This is a genomic window from Acinetobacter sp., from assembly GCF_039596015.1.
Taxonomy (GTDB): Bacteria; Pseudomonadota; Gammaproteobacteria; order Pseudomonadales; family Moraxellaceae; genus Acinetobacter.
The window spans coordinates 100,518-117,387 of sequence record NZ_JBCNKN010000005.1 but is presented as its reverse complement, the minus strand read 5'-3'; the positions used below and the strand labels follow the sequence as shown (position 1 = coordinate 117,387).

The 16,870-nt window shown below is 39.8% G+C and carries 15 protein-coding genes; 7 read left to right on the top strand and 8 right to left on the bottom strand.

All coding sequences use genetic code 11. The features are described 5' to 3' along the window. Positions 1-57: 57 nt before the first annotated feature. Together ABDV70_RS07220 and sppA are read right to left on the bottom strand one after the other, a co-directional pair. Positions 58-867 (bottom strand): alpha/beta hydrolase, encoded by an 810-nt coding sequence (locus tag ABDV70_RS07220; RefSeq protein WP_343596613.1) that lies wholly within the window; start codon positions 865-867, stop codon positions 58-60. 25 nt (positions 868-892) lie between these two features. Continuing rightward, positions 893-1,927: a signal peptide peptidase SppA gene (sppA, locus tag ABDV70_RS07215; protein WP_343596612.1), complete on the bottom strand. Its 1,035-nt coding sequence runs from the start codon at positions 1,925-1,927 to the stop codon at positions 893-895. Between the two features lie 131 nt (positions 1,928-2,058). Between sppA and ABDV70_RS07210 the strand changes: the two genes are divergently transcribed. Beyond that, positions 2,059-3,018: a lysophospholipid acyltransferase family protein gene (locus ABDV70_RS07210; RefSeq protein WP_343596611.1), complete on the top strand. Its 960-nt coding sequence runs from the start codon at positions 2,059-2,061 to the stop codon at positions 3,016-3,018. On the opposite strand, the gene ABDV70_RS07205 is transcribed toward ABDV70_RS07210, so the two are convergent. The 5 genes from ABDV70_RS07205 to ABDV70_RS07185 all read right to left on the bottom strand — a co-directional run bounded on the left by ABDV70_RS07205 (position 2,989) and on the right by ABDV70_RS07185 (position 9,164). Continuing rightward, a complete protein-coding gene (locus ABDV70_RS07205) occupies positions 2,989-5,421 on the bottom strand; it encodes a DNA internalization-related competence protein ComEC/Rec2 (RefSeq protein ID WP_343596610.1) in 2,433 nt (810 codons plus the stop codon). The two genes, ABDV70_RS07210 and ABDV70_RS07205, sit on opposite strands and share 30 nt — an antisense overlap. An 81-nt stretch (positions 5,422-5,502) precedes the next feature. Then, positions 5,503-6,186, bottom strand: coding sequence for a lipoprotein-releasing ABC transporter ATP-binding protein LolD (gene lolD, locus ABDV70_RS07200; RefSeq protein ID WP_343596609.1), 684 nt, complete (start codon positions 6,184-6,186; stop codon positions 5,503-5,505). Further along, the gene (locus ABDV70_RS07195; RefSeq protein WP_343596607.1) at positions 6,179-7,414 is read right to left on the bottom strand and encodes a lipoprotein-releasing ABC transporter permease subunit; all 1,236 of its coding nucleotides are present in this window, start codon (positions 7,412-7,414) and stop codon (positions 6,179-6,181) included. The genes lolD and ABDV70_RS07195 overlap by 8 nt, the downstream gene beginning before the upstream one ends. Positions 7,415-7,768: 354 nt before the next feature. Beyond that, the gene (locus tag ABDV70_RS07190; RefSeq protein WP_343596605.1) at positions 7,769-8,692 is read right to left on the bottom strand and encodes a DMT family transporter; all 924 of its coding nucleotides are present in this window, start codon (positions 8,690-8,692) and stop codon (positions 7,769-7,771) included. 1 nt (position 8,693) lies between these two features. Then, positions 8,694-9,164, bottom strand: coding sequence for a YaiI/YqxD family protein (locus tag ABDV70_RS07185; RefSeq protein ID WP_343596603.1), 471 nt, complete (start codon positions 9,162-9,164; stop codon positions 8,694-8,696). A gap of 220 nt (positions 9,165-9,384) precedes the next feature. Between ABDV70_RS07185 and ABDV70_RS07180 the strand changes: the two genes are divergently transcribed. Further along, entirely contained in the window at positions 9,385-10,317 is a 933-nt protein-coding gene (locus ABDV70_RS07180) for a hypothetical protein (RefSeq protein WP_343596601.1), read from the top strand. A 49-nt stretch (positions 10,318-10,366) separates the two neighbouring features. After that, entirely contained in the window at positions 10,367-10,504 is a 138-nt protein-coding gene (locus ABDV70_RS07175; protein ID WP_343596600.1) for a hypothetical protein, read from the top strand. Positions 10,505-10,590: 86 nt separating this feature from the next. Here ABDV70_RS07175 and serC read toward each other — a convergent pair whose 3' ends face one another. Beyond that, positions 10,591-11,670 (bottom strand): 3-phosphoserine/phosphohydroxythreonine transaminase, encoded by a 1,080-nt coding sequence (serC, locus tag ABDV70_RS07170; RefSeq protein WP_343596598.1) that lies wholly within the window; start codon positions 11,668-11,670, stop codon positions 10,591-10,593. A 352-nt stretch (positions 11,671-12,022) separates the two neighbouring features. Here serC and ABDV70_RS07165 point away from each other — a divergent pair, with 352 nt between their 5' ends. Genes ABDV70_RS07165 through ABDV70_RS07150 form a run of 4 tightly spaced genes read left to right on the top strand, consistent with a single transcriptional unit; the run spans position 12,023 to position 16,857 of the window. After that, the gene (locus tag ABDV70_RS07165; RefSeq protein WP_343596596.1) at positions 12,023-13,525 is read left to right on the top strand and encodes a TolC family protein; all 1,503 of its coding nucleotides are present in this window, start codon (positions 12,023-12,025) and stop codon (positions 13,523-13,525) included. A 19-nt stretch (positions 13,526-13,544) separates the two neighbouring features. Further along, complete coding sequence (locus ABDV70_RS07160; RefSeq protein WP_343596594.1) at positions 13,545-14,636, top strand: efflux RND transporter periplasmic adaptor subunit; 1,092 nt, start codon at positions 13,545-13,547, stop codon at positions 14,634-14,636. Next, positions 14,636-15,763 (top strand): ABC transporter permease, encoded by a 1,128-nt coding sequence (locus ABDV70_RS07155; RefSeq protein WP_343596593.1) that lies wholly within the window; start codon positions 14,636-14,638, stop codon positions 15,761-15,763. The genes ABDV70_RS07160 and ABDV70_RS07155 overlap by 1 nt, the downstream gene beginning before the upstream one ends. Next, positions 15,760-16,857, top strand: coding sequence for an ABC transporter permease (locus ABDV70_RS07150; RefSeq protein ID WP_343596591.1), 1,098 nt, complete (start codon positions 15,760-15,762; stop codon positions 16,855-16,857). The genes ABDV70_RS07155 and ABDV70_RS07150 overlap by 4 nt, the downstream gene beginning before the upstream one ends. Positions 16,858-16,870: the final 13 nt, after the last annotated feature.

Genomic DNA, 16,870 nt, shown 5'->3' with positions numbered 1-16,870 from the left:
TATCTTTGGATTTTATTTTAACGCTCGCATGAGCTGTAATAAAACTGCTTTAAAACATCAACTCTTTTCTATCAATGCTCGGATCTGTTCCACTGTCTTCTCTGGATATTCCAATGGAAACATGTGTCCACCATCTGTCACAGAAAATGGAATCTGCAACTGTCGATGAACCATTTCAGTAAATTTCTTTTGATAAAACATACTTTCACGACCCACCAGTATTTGGGTATTCACCTTTGGCGCTGCATGCCAAACACGCCACCAATAAGAAGGGTTTGTTCTAAAAATTTCTACTTCATCCATTTTTGGAATCGTCAATGTGACACCACCACGAATGAGGTCTTCAGTTAAAGCATAACGAAGATAATCCTGAAAACACATTTCATCAAAATGTTGAAAAAATGCCTTCGGACGTAACAACTGAGCAGCCTGTTCCCGAGATTCCCAATGATCTCTCCGATGTTTTGATAATCCCGCAGGACTTAAACGATCAACCCATTTCATTTGCAAATGTTTTGCTATATCAAAAACAAAAGCGGCTTTCCCCATAATAAAAGCAGGGTCTAACAAAATAAGTTGTTTAAATAATTCGGGACGTTGCTGACAGGCAAGATAAGTCAGTACAGCCCCCAAAGAATGCCCTAGGCCAATAACAGGGCGACCTCCTCCCTGTTGCACCACACTATCAATGATTTGCTGTATAAGACTTTTCCAGTGCTGGTCAATCGGATAACGCTGATCAGGGCCAATCAAGGGAACAAAAACAATTTCATAATCTTTTTCAAGCAAATGAAAGAGTTTTTGATAAACCCGAGATGGAACACCATTGGCATGTGCAAAATGAATAATAGGTTTTAACTGATTCATTATTCCCTGACCTATTCAAGCCTTGTTATTGTAACTCGACCTGTTTTTGACTACTTAATTTTTGTGTCACTGTTTCACTAAAACCCTGACCAAATTCAGCCCCCATTTTGCCTAAAATAGACTCAAATGGACTATGTTCAACTGTATAATTTACTGTTTTAGTCAGTTTTAAATCACGTTTCAAGCTTTCAATATTACCTGTACGGTCAGCAATTCCAATTTTTACTGCCTGAGCACCACTCCAGAACAAACCAGAGAAAATTGCAGGGTCTGTTGTTTTTAAGCGCGTTCCACGACCTTGTTTTACAGCATCAATAAAATGTTGATGCACATCATCAAGTACCGATTGAACATGTGCACGTTGTGCAGGGTTAATCGGTTTGGTCATACTCAAAATGTCTTTGTTTTCACCCGATGTCATGGTGCGGTCTTCTACACCTAACTTTTGCGCCAAACCAGCAACACCATAATTTGGCATGATTACACCAATAGAACCGACCAAACTTGATGGATTGACCCAGATTTCATTGGCAGCAGAAGCGATATAATACGCACCCGATGCACCCATATCACCAATCACAGCATAGACTTTTTTATTTGGATATTTTTGTTCAAGGAAGCGAATTTCTTGCCAAATATCATCCGACTGAACAGGAGAACCCCCAGGAGAGTTGATATTCAAAGCAACTGCCTGACTGTTCTTCGCTGCAAATGCTTTTTTCAATGCTTTAATTGTGTCCGCACTGTCTACAGACTTGGTTCCGCCTGCGCCAATGGTGCCTACAATATCAACGACAGCCAAATGGTTTCCCGCACTTGCACCGTTATCGCCTTCGTTTGTGGTATCTGAACAGCTACGCAACATCAAGACCAACACAACGAATAAATAAATAAAGGTCAATATCTTAAAAAAGATGCCCCAACGGCGTGCTTTTTTTTGTTCATCAACTGAACTTAGCAATACTTTCTCAAGTAACTTCCATTCTTGCCCTGTTGATTGCTGTGATGGATTTTGTTGTGACGTATTATCGTTTAATGGTTTTGGTGGCCAATCAGACATTGATACACATCCTACTTAATAAAATTGCCTCATTATATACACTACAACACGACTCTCTGTCTAAAACATAACTTTTCACATATAATATTTACTATCTGTAATGACAAAAGATGTTTTTTTCTTAGCTTATAATGTCAAATTCTAATTCTTTTACTTACCGTGCTCTTAAATTCATCAGTAAGCAACCCTTACATCTTGCACGTTTTATGGCACGTTTATTCGCATCAATCATCAATACTTTTCATATCTCAAAGACAGCAGAAGCTGCCGAGCTGAATATTCGTATTGCGCTACCCGAGCTAGATGAGCATGAATACAAACGTATTGCCAAAACAGCCATCCAAAATGAAATGACATCTTATTGTGAATTTTTCAATGTCTGGGGTGCGACCAATCAAAAGAATATTTCAAGAATCCAGAACATTCATGGTGAACAATTTTTTCATGATGCAATTGCCGAAGGTAAAGGTTTAGTGCTCATTGTTCCACATTTTGGTACATGGGAAGCAATGAATGCATGGTTTGCAAGCTATACGCCAATGACCATTATGTATAAACCCATCAAAAATGATGCAGCAGATGTCTTTGTCCGTGAAGCACGTAGTCGTGAAAATGCCACGCTGGTTCCAACAGATGAATCTGGTGTTCGACAAGTGTTTAAAGATTTAAAACGTGGTGGAACAACCGTTATTTTGCCAGACCATACCCCAAATATGGGCGGGACAATGGTCAATTATTTTGGCATTCCCCTCGCTTCGAGCAACTTGTCTGCCAAACTGATTCAAAAAACCAAAGCACGGGCGCTCTTTTTATATGCCATCCGCAACGATAATGCAGGCTATGATATGTTTATCAAGCCAATGGACGAGCGTATTTATCAGGGAACAGATGCTGACGGTACACGTATTATTCATGAAATGATTGAAAATCTAATTCGTCAATATCCTGAACATTATCACTGGAGCTATAAACGCTTCAAAGCCAACCCCGAACTACACAATGTTTATCATCTCTCAATAGACGAAGCATTGGCCAAGGTTGCTCAAGTTCGTCAACAGTATTCAGCTGAAACCAAACAGCCAGCGCCTTGATTTACGCGTAAATTCCTGCTGTAACTCACCATGACGGTTTAAACTAAAACGAATGGAACCGAGTTCAGCAGTGTTATAAAGCGGGATATTTAACTGCGCCAGACGTTGCTTGACTGCCACACTAGGATGTCCATAACGGTTATCAAAACCTGCTGATGCAATTGCAATTTTGGGTTTTAGTTTTTCCAAAAACGCATAAGATGAACTATATCGGCTACCATGATGGCCCAAAATCAAAACATCCACAGCCAAGTTTGGATATTGGCGTAAAATTCGCTGTTCAGCTAAGTCCCCTGCATCCCCCATAATCAAGATATTGAGCTGTCCTTGAGCCTGTTGATAATGCAAATATAAGACACAGGACAGTTCATTGCGCTGATCTGGTACTTGGGTTAATTCCTCCACCAATGGAGATAAAACCTGTATGGTCAAATTGCCTTGCTGCCAATGTTGACCCGCCGAACAATATTGAAATGGAATGGCATCAACAGGATTTGGATTTTCATTTGCAGTTAACTGCTGAATATTCATTTCTGGCGCAATGGTTGCAAATGCACCGCTATGATCAAGATCCAGATGCGTCAAAATAACCTGATCTAACCGAGAAATAGCAGACTGTGCAAAGAATGGCATCAACACCTGCTGACCGATACCAGCGTGCTGTTCCTGATATTTTCCACCTGTATCAATCATTAAATGTTTAGACTGCTCCCTCACATAAACCGCCTGACCTTGCCCGACATCCAGAACTTGTAATTCAAAAGCCGATGGATACTTCAATGGAAAAATAAGCGGCAAACAACACACGGCTGCCCATGCTTTAGGCAAAACACCACGAGGAAGGAACAGAATGAACAGCCCTATTGTCAAACAAGCTAACTGCCATAATGTAATGTGAATCCATTGCAACGAAACAGGAATCATCTTTTGTAAGCACGCTAAACAATACAAAAGCAGGCTCAAGTTCCATTCAGCAAGTTGATAGAAACCCATTCCTAAACTTGGGGAAAACCACGACAACATCGATGCAAAAATGTCTAGGGGAACAATCACTATTCCAATCCACGGGACAGCCAATAAATTTGCGAGTGGTGAGAGCCATGAAACCTTTTGAAAAAACAGCATTGTTAAAGGCAAAAGCGCAATAAAAATTTTCCACTGTGATTGCACCGCAACTTTAAAATAAAACCAACCTTGTTCCTTCCAGTTTAAAAAGGCCTGTTGTGGGTATTGCTGACAGGTTTGATAAATTCGAAGCAAAATAAAACAGGAACCATACGAAAGCCAAAACCCCGCTGACCAGATACTAAAGGGATCTAACCACAACATGATGGCTGCACTACATAACAAAATGGCGAAAGGGCAGATTTTTTGATGTAACCACAGGCTCACAATCACAATGCCTAATGTAAGCAATGTCCGCCAAGCTGGAATTTCAAAACCAACAAAAGCGCAATAAAACAGAACGCCACCAACCAGAGGTAAGCTTAAAAGAAAGGGTTTTGGATATTTCAAATACAACGTAGGAAAAAATAAGACAATACAACGATGTAAAAACCAGCAGAACATTGCAGCAAAAATGAGGACATGCGGGCCTGAAATTGCCAGTAAATGACTAATTCCCAATTGCTGAAACTGTTGTTGTATCGTTTGGGGTAATAAACTTTCATCACCTGTCAATAACGCCAATAGCAAGCCTTTTTGTTGAAAAGGCTGTTGTAAAAGCAACTGTCTATATGCCAAACGTCGCTTTTCAATCGCCATATTTAGGAAATGTAACCATCCTGTATTTCCCAAAACAAAAGCAGCACTGCTCTGTTGTTGTGCCTGTACTGCTGAAATTTCCTGAAATTTTTTAACCTGAAAGTTGGCTTGTAAATTACGTTGTAGATACCATTTTTCCTGATCAAATACCCCCGCTACAGCATAACTATGTGCAGGATGCACTTTACCTGTTAAACGATAATACCGCCCGATCTGCAATGGAGAAGAAGATGCTATGAACTGAGTGCTTTTAAAACGCGCCAACCAATTGACAGCTTGTTGATGTTCTGTCGAATAAACACGAATCACCTGTTGTGAACCTTGTTGCGTCAGTTCATCCATTTTGTCAACAAAGACCACGACATCGACTATTTTAGACTGTGTTTCACGCAGGGCTAAGCGTTGTTCCAAGCTCGACTGAGCATAATAAGTTGCACTCAAAAATGCCGTCACAACCCATAACACGCAACTAAAATGAAGCGTCCAATGACCTATGCCAATGGAGGGTCGAATTTTGCCCCAAACAGCAACGACACAACTACAGAGTAAAAGCCCTACAATTACATTTTTTGAAACAACGGGAACAATCGATATTCCTAGCGTTGCAATCCCCAAAATCCATCCCAGACAAACCAACATCCACATTTGCTAATAATTTTTATTTTATAAAAACATAATTAAAGCCCACTTATGGGGCTTTAACAAGTCTTAGCTACGAATTTATGTGCTTTGCCAAAGGCCATCCTGCATGTGCATGACCTTATTGGCCGCCTGAGCCAATTGCTCATCATGCGTGACAATCAGCATCGACATATTGAACTCTTTTTTTAAATCGCTGAGCAATTCAAAAATACTCATTGCAGTATTACGGTCAAGGTTCCCTGTCGGCTCATCTGCCAAAACAACTTTCGGATTAGTCACCAATGCGCGGGCTAATGCTACACGCTGACGCTCACCACCTGAAAGTTCACCAGGTTTATGCGTTAAACGATGTGATAATCCAACACGATCTAGCAAATATTCTGCTTTTTGTTTGACCTCTGCATATTGTGTTCCTTTACGCAACATCAACGGCATAGCCACGTTTTCCAAAGCGCTAAACTCAGGCAATAAATGATGGAACTGGTAAACAAAACCCAAATTTTGATTGCGTAAATGACCACGTGTGGTTTCATTCATATGATCGAATCGTTCTGAATTTAACCAGACTTCACCACGACTTGGTCGGTCTAGTCCACCTAGCACATGCAATAAGGTACTTTTACCTGAACCGCTTGAACCAACAATCGAGATAAACTCACCTTCTTTCACCTGTAAAGAAAGCCCTTTTAAAACTTCTACGCTACTCTTGCCGTCGGTAAATGTTTTATAAATATTTTTCGCTTCTAATACGATATTACTCATAGCGTAAAGCCTCTGCAGGTTGAATTTTAGCTGCACGTAAAGCAGGGTAAATCGTTGCAAGGAAACTTAAAACCAGAGATACACCAACAATAACAACCACATCCTGCCATCTTAGATAAGACGGTAAATAGTTGATAAAATAGGCATCAAACAAATGCCAGCCTAAGCGTGTATTTAACCAGTCAATCATGCCACTGATACTGGTCGCTAAAATAATACCAAGTACCGCACCTGCTAGCGTCCCAATCACTCCAATAATCGTACCTTGAACCATAAAAATACGGGTAATGGTTGCAGGCGATGCACCTAATGTTCTTAAAATAGCAATATCGGCTTTTTTATCAGTCACGACCATCACCAAAGAAGACACAATATTAAAAGCTGCCACCAGTACAATCAGGAATAAAAGCAAGCTGACCATTGATTTTTCCATCTGAATCGCACTAAACAAATTACCGTGAGTATATGTCCAGTCTGAACCATAGAAACCGCTTGGTAATTTTTTGACAAGATCTTCCGTTACTTGTGGCGCAAGGAATAGATTATCCAGTTTCATACGAATCCCTTGTGCACCGTCAGGCAAACGTAACAAGGTTGCAGCATCATTTAATGCGATATAACCCATGGTCGAGTCAACTTCTGCACCAATGCTAAAAATCCCCACAATTTTAAAGCGTTTAAAACGAGGAACAACGCCCGCAGGAGATGGTGTCGCTTCGGGTAAAACCAGCGTGATATTGTCATTTAACCCCAAACCTAAAGCATCTGTGAGCTGCTTACCAAGAACAATACCAAAGCTGCCTTTTTTCAGCGCATCAATATTCCCCGCCACCATATGGTCTTGAATAATAGAAACATTCTTTTCATATTGTGGGTCAATCCCGTTAACCATCAACCCCGAAACTTGTCCTTGGGCTGTCAGCATGCCTTGTAATTGGGTAAACGGAGCAACACCGACCACGTGCGGGTGTTTCTCGATTTTTTTAGCCAAATCAGGCCAGTTGGTAATAATTTCATTTGAAGAAACACTGGCTTGTGGAATCATACCCAAAACACGGTTCTTTAATTCCCTGTCAAATCCATTCATAACGGACAAAACGGTAATGAGCACTGCAACACCGAGCGTCAACCCGATCATGGAAACTAAAGCAATAAAGGAAATAAAATGATTACTACGCCGAGCGCGTGTATATCTTAAACCGATATACAGCGAGATTGGTTTAAACATATGACCCAAATCCAAGGTGTTTTATAAGGTTTTAACAATATGTGAAATGAAGCTCAATTCAACTTTACTTATATTTAAACTGATCAACAACCCTAACATATTGCTCTAAAATCAAATTTTTATCTGCCACGATAATGCAGCACAACAGATCACTTTATTGACTATGACATATTCAAAGCCAAAAAGAGAAATTCTTTCGGTCATTCTCATTTTGTGATGATCATAAAAGACAGCAAAATCTTATCCTGATTCCCACAAAAGTAAACGCTTAATCGATTGATCTTGTTTGGAGTATTGTACAAAGCATGTTACCCACACTTCAATTTCCCCGATTTAATCCAAATTTGATTGAGATTATTTATTCTTAGAGGAATTGAAACGCTTTTGCCAGAAGCTGAACATTTGTAAATCTCGAAAAAAATAAATTAACAGTCCGAAAAGTAAAATCAATGCACCAAATACCACTTGCAAGGACAATTGTTCATGATTGAGCAACGCACCAAGTAACAAGGCAAATAAAGGTGTCATGACATTGGTTAATGACAAAGTTGTCGGCTGAATTTGTTGGACCAGTTTAAAATAGCAAAACATCGCCAATAACGATGCCATCACCACACAATATATAATCGCGAAAATTGCTTTTAATGATGGTAAATGCTGCGGCACATACGACCAAATAAATGGAATCAGTAAAATTGCAACCAAAGTTGAAACCAGTATCGACCCTGTTGCCTGAACCAATGGTGGCAATTGCGCCTCAATTTTTTTAACCCAGAAAATGGACATGGCATAGTTAAAAACACTCACTAACATCAACACAATTCCCAATGCCTGAATGTGTCGTTGTTGATGGCTAAAACAAATCATCGCCAGACCAACCAGCGAAACAGCCATCCCAAACCATTGCATCAAACGTAACCGATGTTTGAACCAGCCCCAACCAATCAACCCTGCCATAATTGGCGACAGACCAAACATCAACGCAATCATACCTGAGCTTAAATACTGCGTTGCTATATAGGTAAAAAGCTGCGATCCGATGAGACTAAATGAACCTGCAACATAGCTATGAATGGCTCGCGAATGCAACGGCAACTTCAAACCTAAAAAACGCAATAATAAAAATGCCAAAGGACAGGCCAAAAAGAAACGAAATAACAAAGCCCAATACGGGTTTAAGTCCGACACACTCCAGACAATTGCCAGTGGCGTTGATGACCAGATGAGAACCAGTAACGCATAGGTCAGGCCAATATGGTGTCGTGCAAAAAAAGACATGTTAAACTTTGGTCTTTCTAAGTTGTCGTTGAATGGTTTGATCTAGCGCACTTGAGAACTCACGCTTATCACGATCATTAATTGGCTTTGGCCCGCCTGTTTGTACGCCAGAGCCACGTAAAACATCCATGTAATCTCGCAAATGTAACCGTGCCTTGATATTCGCTGTGGTAAAAATTTCACCTCGTGGATGAATGGCAACCCCGCCTTGTTCAATCACTTGTGCTGCCAGAGGAATATCTTGCGTAACCACAATATCACCCTCAGCCATTTGCCGAACAATTTCCTGATCGGCCTGATCTGCCCCACTCAACACCTGTAAAGATTTGATCCGAACCGATGGCGCGATCCCTAAAGGTTGATTAGCAACAAAAATCACATCGAGTAAATAACGGTCAGATGCTCTAAAAATAATCTCTCTCAGAATTTTAGGCAATGCGTCTGCATCAATCCACAGTTTAAAACTGGCCACAAATATGCTCGTTTAATTCAAATTGGAACTAGTGTAACAAATTCAGCCTTTCTTGGGTGTTTCGTACATTATATCACCATTCAATTTCACCCATTTTTCTCGTTTTCGGAATAGAAAAAGACCTAAATCGAAGCAATCGTACACATAATTTCATATTAGCCCTTGAAAAATACTGATTTATCCTCGATAAACATATAAAACGAGGCAGACATGTGTGTTTATGAATATGCAAAACAGTAGACCTGAAGTCATTACAATTGATGATACAAACTTTGGCAGTCATATCGAACATTGGAGTCTTCTGACTGAAGAACCCTGTCAGACTGTACCCAAATGGTTAGGTCTAGCACTTGATGCACCCATTATGCCAATGGGATTGTGTTGTAAAGAAGAAGACATGGACACCGATGCATGGCTGATTCAGGGGCCAAGTTCTTCAGCCATTCAATTTACCCAAATCGTTGCTGTAGAAAATAATCGCCCCAAAGCAGTACAAATGGCATTTCCAAGCTTTGAAGGTCCATATTCAACTGCCGCAAAGATTGACCGAATTATTCGAAATCAGTCCAATACACAGGCAGTCCTGTGTTTAAACGTCGGACAAAATGCCACTGTCTACGCTTTCGACACTCTTTACAGTGTTAATCACGATCAATATCAAAAAGATCAGCGCTATCAGGTTCATCTCAATGCTTGGGCATATCAACTCGAGGTCGTCAATGAACATGAACATATTGTTGTTGATGATCCTGCGTCCATTAAGCATCATCGTGCGCTCAATGACATTTTATCTGAACACAATGGTGTTGCGCCGCCAAACCTGCAAGAACTCATTAACGCATGGGAACCCAAAACAGAAGATGATAAAGCACCTGTTACTGTCGATTTTTCGCAAATGGTGGCTTATTTATATGGCGAAAATATGGGACAGGAAGATGAGGCTTGGTTCCAAGGAAAAATTGTTGGTAAATCGTCAACAAATTGCATGAATGATGATTATACCTTGTACGATGTAACATTATTACTCGAAGACCAACAAGAAGCGACACTGGTACGTATTGCTACAAAAAATAGTGAATATAAAAATTTTGAAATTGGACAATATATTCGAGGTAATATATGGATTCAGGCAAATATTTATGCTAAAAAGTAAACATAAGTAAGCCAAATATAAGTAATTGATCATATTCAGGCATTCATCAATGAAAATTACGCAAGAACAGACCTCGACCATGATTCAACAACATAGCCAGCCGCGTATTAAACTCGACTTTGGCGCGATGTGCTTTTTTATGTTAGGAATGTTTCTTGTTGCCTTATTGATTCACCATTTATTCTAATTTTAAGTTATAAAAAAACCAGAAAATCACATTTAATTTTCTGGTTTTTAAAAAGGTGCTCAATCAGCACCTTTTTTTATAGATATTTAACCATTACGTTTTGCAAAATCATCCATAAACTGAACCAGAGCTTGTACAGCTTCTAATGGCACAGCATTATAAATACTTGCACGCATTCCACCCACTGAACGGTGACCTGCCAAGTTAAGCAAATGATTTTTCTCTGCTTCTTCTAAGAACAATTTATCTAAATTGCTATCTGCCAAAGTAAATGGCACATTCATCAATGAACGGTTTGCTGGTGCAATCGGATTGTTATAAAAATCACTTGCATCGATATAACCATAAAGCAATGCTGCTTTTTGCTGGTTAATTTTGTGAATGGCGTCTACCCCACCCTGTTCAAGTAACCACTCAAAAACCAGTCCAGATAAATACCATGCATAGGTTGCAGGGGTATTCACCATCGAGTCATTTTTTGCTTGCGCTGAATATTTTAATAGACTTGGAATTTCTGGTTTTACCTGATCAAGTAAATCATCACGTACAATAACCAAAGTTAAACCTGCTGGCCCAATATTTTTTTGTGCGCCTGCATAAATTAAACCGAATTTAGATACATCTATCGGCGCTGATAAAATACTAGAGGATAAATCGGCAACCAACGGCGCTTTTGTTTCAGGAATTTGATTAAACTGTAAACCACCAATCGTTTCATTTTCACAGTAATGGACATAAGCAGCCTGTTCAGACAGCTGCCATGTACTTGCATCAGAAATTGCAAGTTTGCCCTCAACTTTTGTTCCTGCTTCAACGATGTTGATTTGACCATAACGCTGAGCTTCTTTGATCGCCTTTTCTGACCAAATGCCCGTATGGATATAGTCTGCTTGTGAGTTTTTACCCAATAGATTTAAAGGAATAGCTGAAAACTGTAAGGTTGCCCCACCTTGTAAAAATAGGACTTTATAGTTTTCAGGAATGTTCATGAGCTTGCGTAAATCTGCTTCTGCTTTTTCAGCAACAGCAACATAATCTTTACTACGATGGCTCATTTCCATGATGGAAACGCCCTTACCTTGCCAATCTAATAATTCTTGTTGGGCTTTTTCCAAAACAGCAGTAGGTAATGCAGCAGGGCCAGCACAGAAATTGTACGCGCGCATGATTGTTCCTTTCATGGTTAAACACAATAAAATTGGCGATATTTAACCACATAATCTGTAAATGATGTGACTTTTCATTCATTAATATTTCTATTCAAAATAAAAACATATTTTAATTTTTCGATTAACCTTTGCTTATCAAAGAAAAATGCCGATGAAGATAATTAAATGAGTTCAAAATACATTGGTGTTTACTGTTTTCTCAATTTTTAAAGCGATTTTTTGTTTTAACAAACAACTATCTTTCAACAAAAAGTATTCAATTTGTTCATATTGTAGATATTTTATTTGCTTTTTTAATATTTCATTTTATGTTTATCTATAACCTATACAATGAAATATCCCTAAAAAAATGAATCTTTTTAAATTCTTCAATTTAAAACAGCAATGTCCACCTATAAATGTACAGCAAAAATTAGGGCTATTATCTGTGTGCCTTGTTTTAACACAGTTTGGTCATGCTGAAGAACTAAGTTACAGTCAGGCAGAACGTATTGTTTTAAATCAAAGTTATACAACCCAAGCCGCGCAATCGTTACAACAAGCGGCACAATTAAACTCAGAAGCGGTGAAATATTTGGCGTTGCCACATGTGAGCCTCAATGTTCGCGCCTATGCTTTTCGCAGTGAAACCAATGTCCCTTTGGATAAAACCAAACAAAATATTCAAAACTCAATTTCTCAGGGCCTCAATAACCAGATGTCTGACATTCAAAGTCAACTGGGTTTGAGCAGTGAAGCCATCAACACCATTAATCAAGGCACACAGCAAGCCATTAACTCTGGCGTCAATCTTATTCCAGACAATGTCGATGTTACCGTCAAAGATCACGCCATCACCCCCACCGTTTCAGTGATGATGCCGTTATATACAGGTGGCTTAGTGACGACAACGCAACGGATTGCCAAATTACAGGCCAACCGTAGTACGCTTGGCGACCAACAACAACAAAACATTCAACGCTTTGAAATTATCCAAAATTACTTCAATGTACAATTACAACAGCAGTTGCTCGCTATTGCTCAACTGAATTTAAGCACCATGCAAAAGCATTTAGACAATGCGCTTAAACTTGAAAAGCAAGGTTTTATTAGCAAAGGCCAACGGATGCAGTTTGAGGTGGCGCGAAATGCTGCGCTACGCGCCCTGCAAAGTGTTCAGGCTGAAAAAAGAAATAGTCAGTTTGTACTGCATAATTTATTGCGAAATGAACAGAATGTTGAGCTTTCAACACCTTTATTTATTCAACGTCACATGACGCAAAACTTAACGTCTTTAATGCAAACCTATGCTCAGAAATCTGCGCTCATCCAAAAAATGCAACTTGACAGTGCTATTGCGGCACAAAACGTCAAACTACAAAATGCTGCACGTAAACCCAGTTTATATGCCTTTGGTGAATATGGCTTAGATGACCATCATAACTGGATTGTTGGAATTGCTGCACGTTACAATTTATTTTCAGGGATAAATTTTAAGAAAAAGGCGCAAGCGGCTGAATTTGAACGTCAGGCAGCCGAATTATCAACCGAACGAGGCAAACAGGAAATTGAAAATTTACTTTTTAAAGCATTTTCCAGTATGGATCGTAGTCAAAAAACACATGTGTTATTACAGCAAAATAAGGCAGCAGCACAAGAAAATTTAAGAATCCAAACCCTCTCTTTTAAAGAAGGTATGGGAACGCCGACACAAATCATTGATGCAGAAAATGCACTCAATGCCATTCGTGCCGAAGAAGCAATCAATGCTTATCAATATATTTTGTCATTGGCAACATTATTACAAAGTCATGGTTCACTTGAACAATTTAAAACCTATACCACTTTACCCAATACAGATTACATTCGTTAAGGTCTGAAGGAAGAATCTCATGAATCAATCCGATGAATATCAAAATAATCAGCATTCAGACCAAAATGCTAAGCCTGTTCATGTCGATGAACCGTCAAAACAAAAAACTGAGGGTAATCAAAAACACACCAAAATTAAAATGATTGTAGTGGTGGTCGTTTTATTGCTTCTCATGCTGATTGCTTTTGGTCTTTGGAAAAGTTACCAACCACAATGGGTTGAACTTCAAGGGCGTGTAGAAGCAGACACGATTCATGTGAGTACCAAAGTTCCAAGCCGAGTTGAAGAACTCTATGTTGAAGAGGGACAAACTGTGACCAAAGGTCAAGCCTTGGTACGTCTTTATAGTCCTGAAATTGATGCAAAAAAACAGCAAGCTCTTGCCACCTTACAATCTGCTCTTGCGTTACAACAAACAACAGACCGCGGTGCACGTGAAGAAAATGCCGACACACTGTACGCCACTTGGCAAAGTCTAAAAGCACAGGCAGACTTGGCAGCCACAACATATCAACGTGGTACAACACTCTATCAACAAGGCGTAATCTCTCGCCAACGTCGTGATGAATTATTCGCTGCCCAAAAATCAAGTCGTGAAATAGCTGAAGCTGCCTATCAGCAATATAAACGTGCCAAGGCAGGAGGGACAACCGAACAGCGCTCTATCGCCTCTGCCCAAGTCGATATTGCAAAAGCTGCCGTCAACGAGGTCAATGCACTGGTTGCTGAAACAAAGTTGCTCGCCCCAATTTCGGGTACAGTTTCAAAAATTTATAATAAACCTTCCGAGCTTGTGGTCATCGGAGTGCCTGTGATCAGTTTGTTAGACACGCATCACCTTTGGGTCAGTTTAAATGTTCGAGAAGATCAATATGCCAATATCTATCAACAAAAAAGTATTGAAGGAAGAATTCCTGCACTGGATAAAACCGTCCAATTCAAAGTAGAAAGTATTAATGCCGAGGGTGACTTTGCCACCATAAAAAATACACGCCAAACAGGTGGTTATGATATTCGTAGCTTTAAACTGCATCTCACACCCGAACAACCCATTTCGGGTTTAAAAGCGGGTATGAGTGTGATTTTTAAAATTCAACAGGAAAAACACTAATGTTGTCTAGCATGTTGCGTGAACTGCAATATTTACGGCGACACAAATGGGACTTGAGCATGCTCATACTTGCGCCATTGCTCATTTTGGTTTTATTTGGCAGCATGTTTTATGCGGGCAAAGCCGAACATTTACCTATTGCCATTGTTGATCAGGATCATAGCCAGTTAAGTCGTAATATCACTCAATATTTAAAGCAAAATCAATCTGTTGCTGTGACTATTATTACCCAACAAACCACAGAAGCTGAACACTTGCTCAATAAAACCCAAATTTGGGGATATGTCAGCATTCCTGAAGGTGCTGAACAACGGCTCGTCAAAGGTGAAGATGCTCAAATTGGCATTTTTTATAACCAGTCGTTTTATAGCATCGGTAATAGCATTTCAGGTGCGATGCAACTGGCGACCTATCAGGCAACTGCCAATTTTTTAGGAGAGGATTACCTCCAGAACCTACTGCCCTATTTGGGTACGCCAACACCACATCTGAAACTTTCCGTACTTTATAATCCTGACATGAATTATGAGTTCTTTTTAGAGCCCTTTGTAATTCCAGCCATGCTGCATCTGCTGTTATGTTGTACGGTTGCATTTAGTGTCGGGCAAGAACTCAAATTTAAAACTGTTGATCAATGGTTAGGAAACTCACCTGTTTCAGCACTGTTTGGCAAAATTTTAGTTCATGTCATCATCATTTGTTTATGGAGTTGGCTGTGGATGTTCTGGATGGTGGCCTTTCGTGGATGGTTCATCGCAGGAAGTGTCTGGCTCGTGCTCATTGCACAATTTTTTATGTATTTCACCTACGCCTGTATTAGTAGCGTGATTGTTTTGGCAACCAAAAACTTAAACAAATCTTTTGGTGTCATTGCGGTTTATGGCGGTTCATCTTTAAGTTTTGCTGGCGTGACCTTGCCTGTGAACAACGCCCCCGTATTTACCCGCTTTTGGTCAGAACTATTGCCTTATACACCGTATGTCAAATTGCAAACTGAACAATGGGTGATCGGCAGTAGCCTCAGTGTTTCCTTACTTCCACTGTTGATTCTGCTGATTTCTGCATGTGTTTACTTTGGACTTGGTCAATGGCTCTTGCGTAAAATTCAGAAGGAGCCTGTCACATGAAAAACTTCTTCAAATTTTATATTCAGGCCTTTAAAAATATCGCTAAAAATTCATCGGTTTTTACCACCATGATATTAGCCATTATCATTTACGGATTCTTTTACCCAACCGCATATCAGGCACAACATGCCGAAGCATTACCGATTGTGATTGTTGATCAGGAACAAAGCCAACTCAGCAATGCCATTATTACAGCCGCATCACAAAGTCCAAATATTTCAATCAAACGTATAACCGTTAATTTTGCTGAAGCACAAAATATGCTGAAAAATCAGCAAGCAGAAGGTATTTTATATTTACCCGATCATTTAAGTGAAAGCCTACGCCGTGGTGAAACAGGTGGTATAGGGCTTTATTTAAGTGCCGCCTATTTGGTTCGCCTAAAAGATGTTGGGGCTGGACTGGCTCAAGCAATTGAAGCTGTTGTCCGTGAATATTCGGCACAATTTACCCAAGTTTCACATTTTAATTTAACCCCAAGTATTCACTCCTCCCCCCTATTTAACCCACTTTCGGGCTATGGTAGTTATATCTTTCCCGCAGTCGCTCCCTTGATTATTCATCAGACGCTTTTGCTCGGGTTTACGATGCTTATTGCAAGATATCGTGAACAACATTGGAAACCTTCTTCAGCCGAATTCTTTGCTCACTTTGCCAGTGCTTTTACTGTTGGTTGTTTAGGGTGCTTTTATCTATTTGGTTTTATTTTCTGGTTATATGATTATCCTCGTGGCGGAAACTTTTTCGGCATGCTATTGGCAGTACCCATTTATATCAGTGCGGTCGTTGCATTAAGTATGTTCATCGCATCGTATTTGGATATGCAGGAAAGAACTGGGCATCTTTTGGTGATAACCTCTATTCCTCTTTTTCTACTTTCAGGTATTGCATGGCCACATCAGGCAATGCCTGAATTCTTACAGATCATTGCGTGGTGCCTTCCATCTACGCATGGTATTCAAATGTTTATACAGTTAAATCAGATCGGTGCTCGCACCATCACTGTTTTACCACAATTACTTTTTCTTATGATCTGCACCTCGCTTCTACTTAGCTTTGCCTATAGGCGATTGGTCATTCAAGCAAAAAAGTAGCAATCCCATAAAA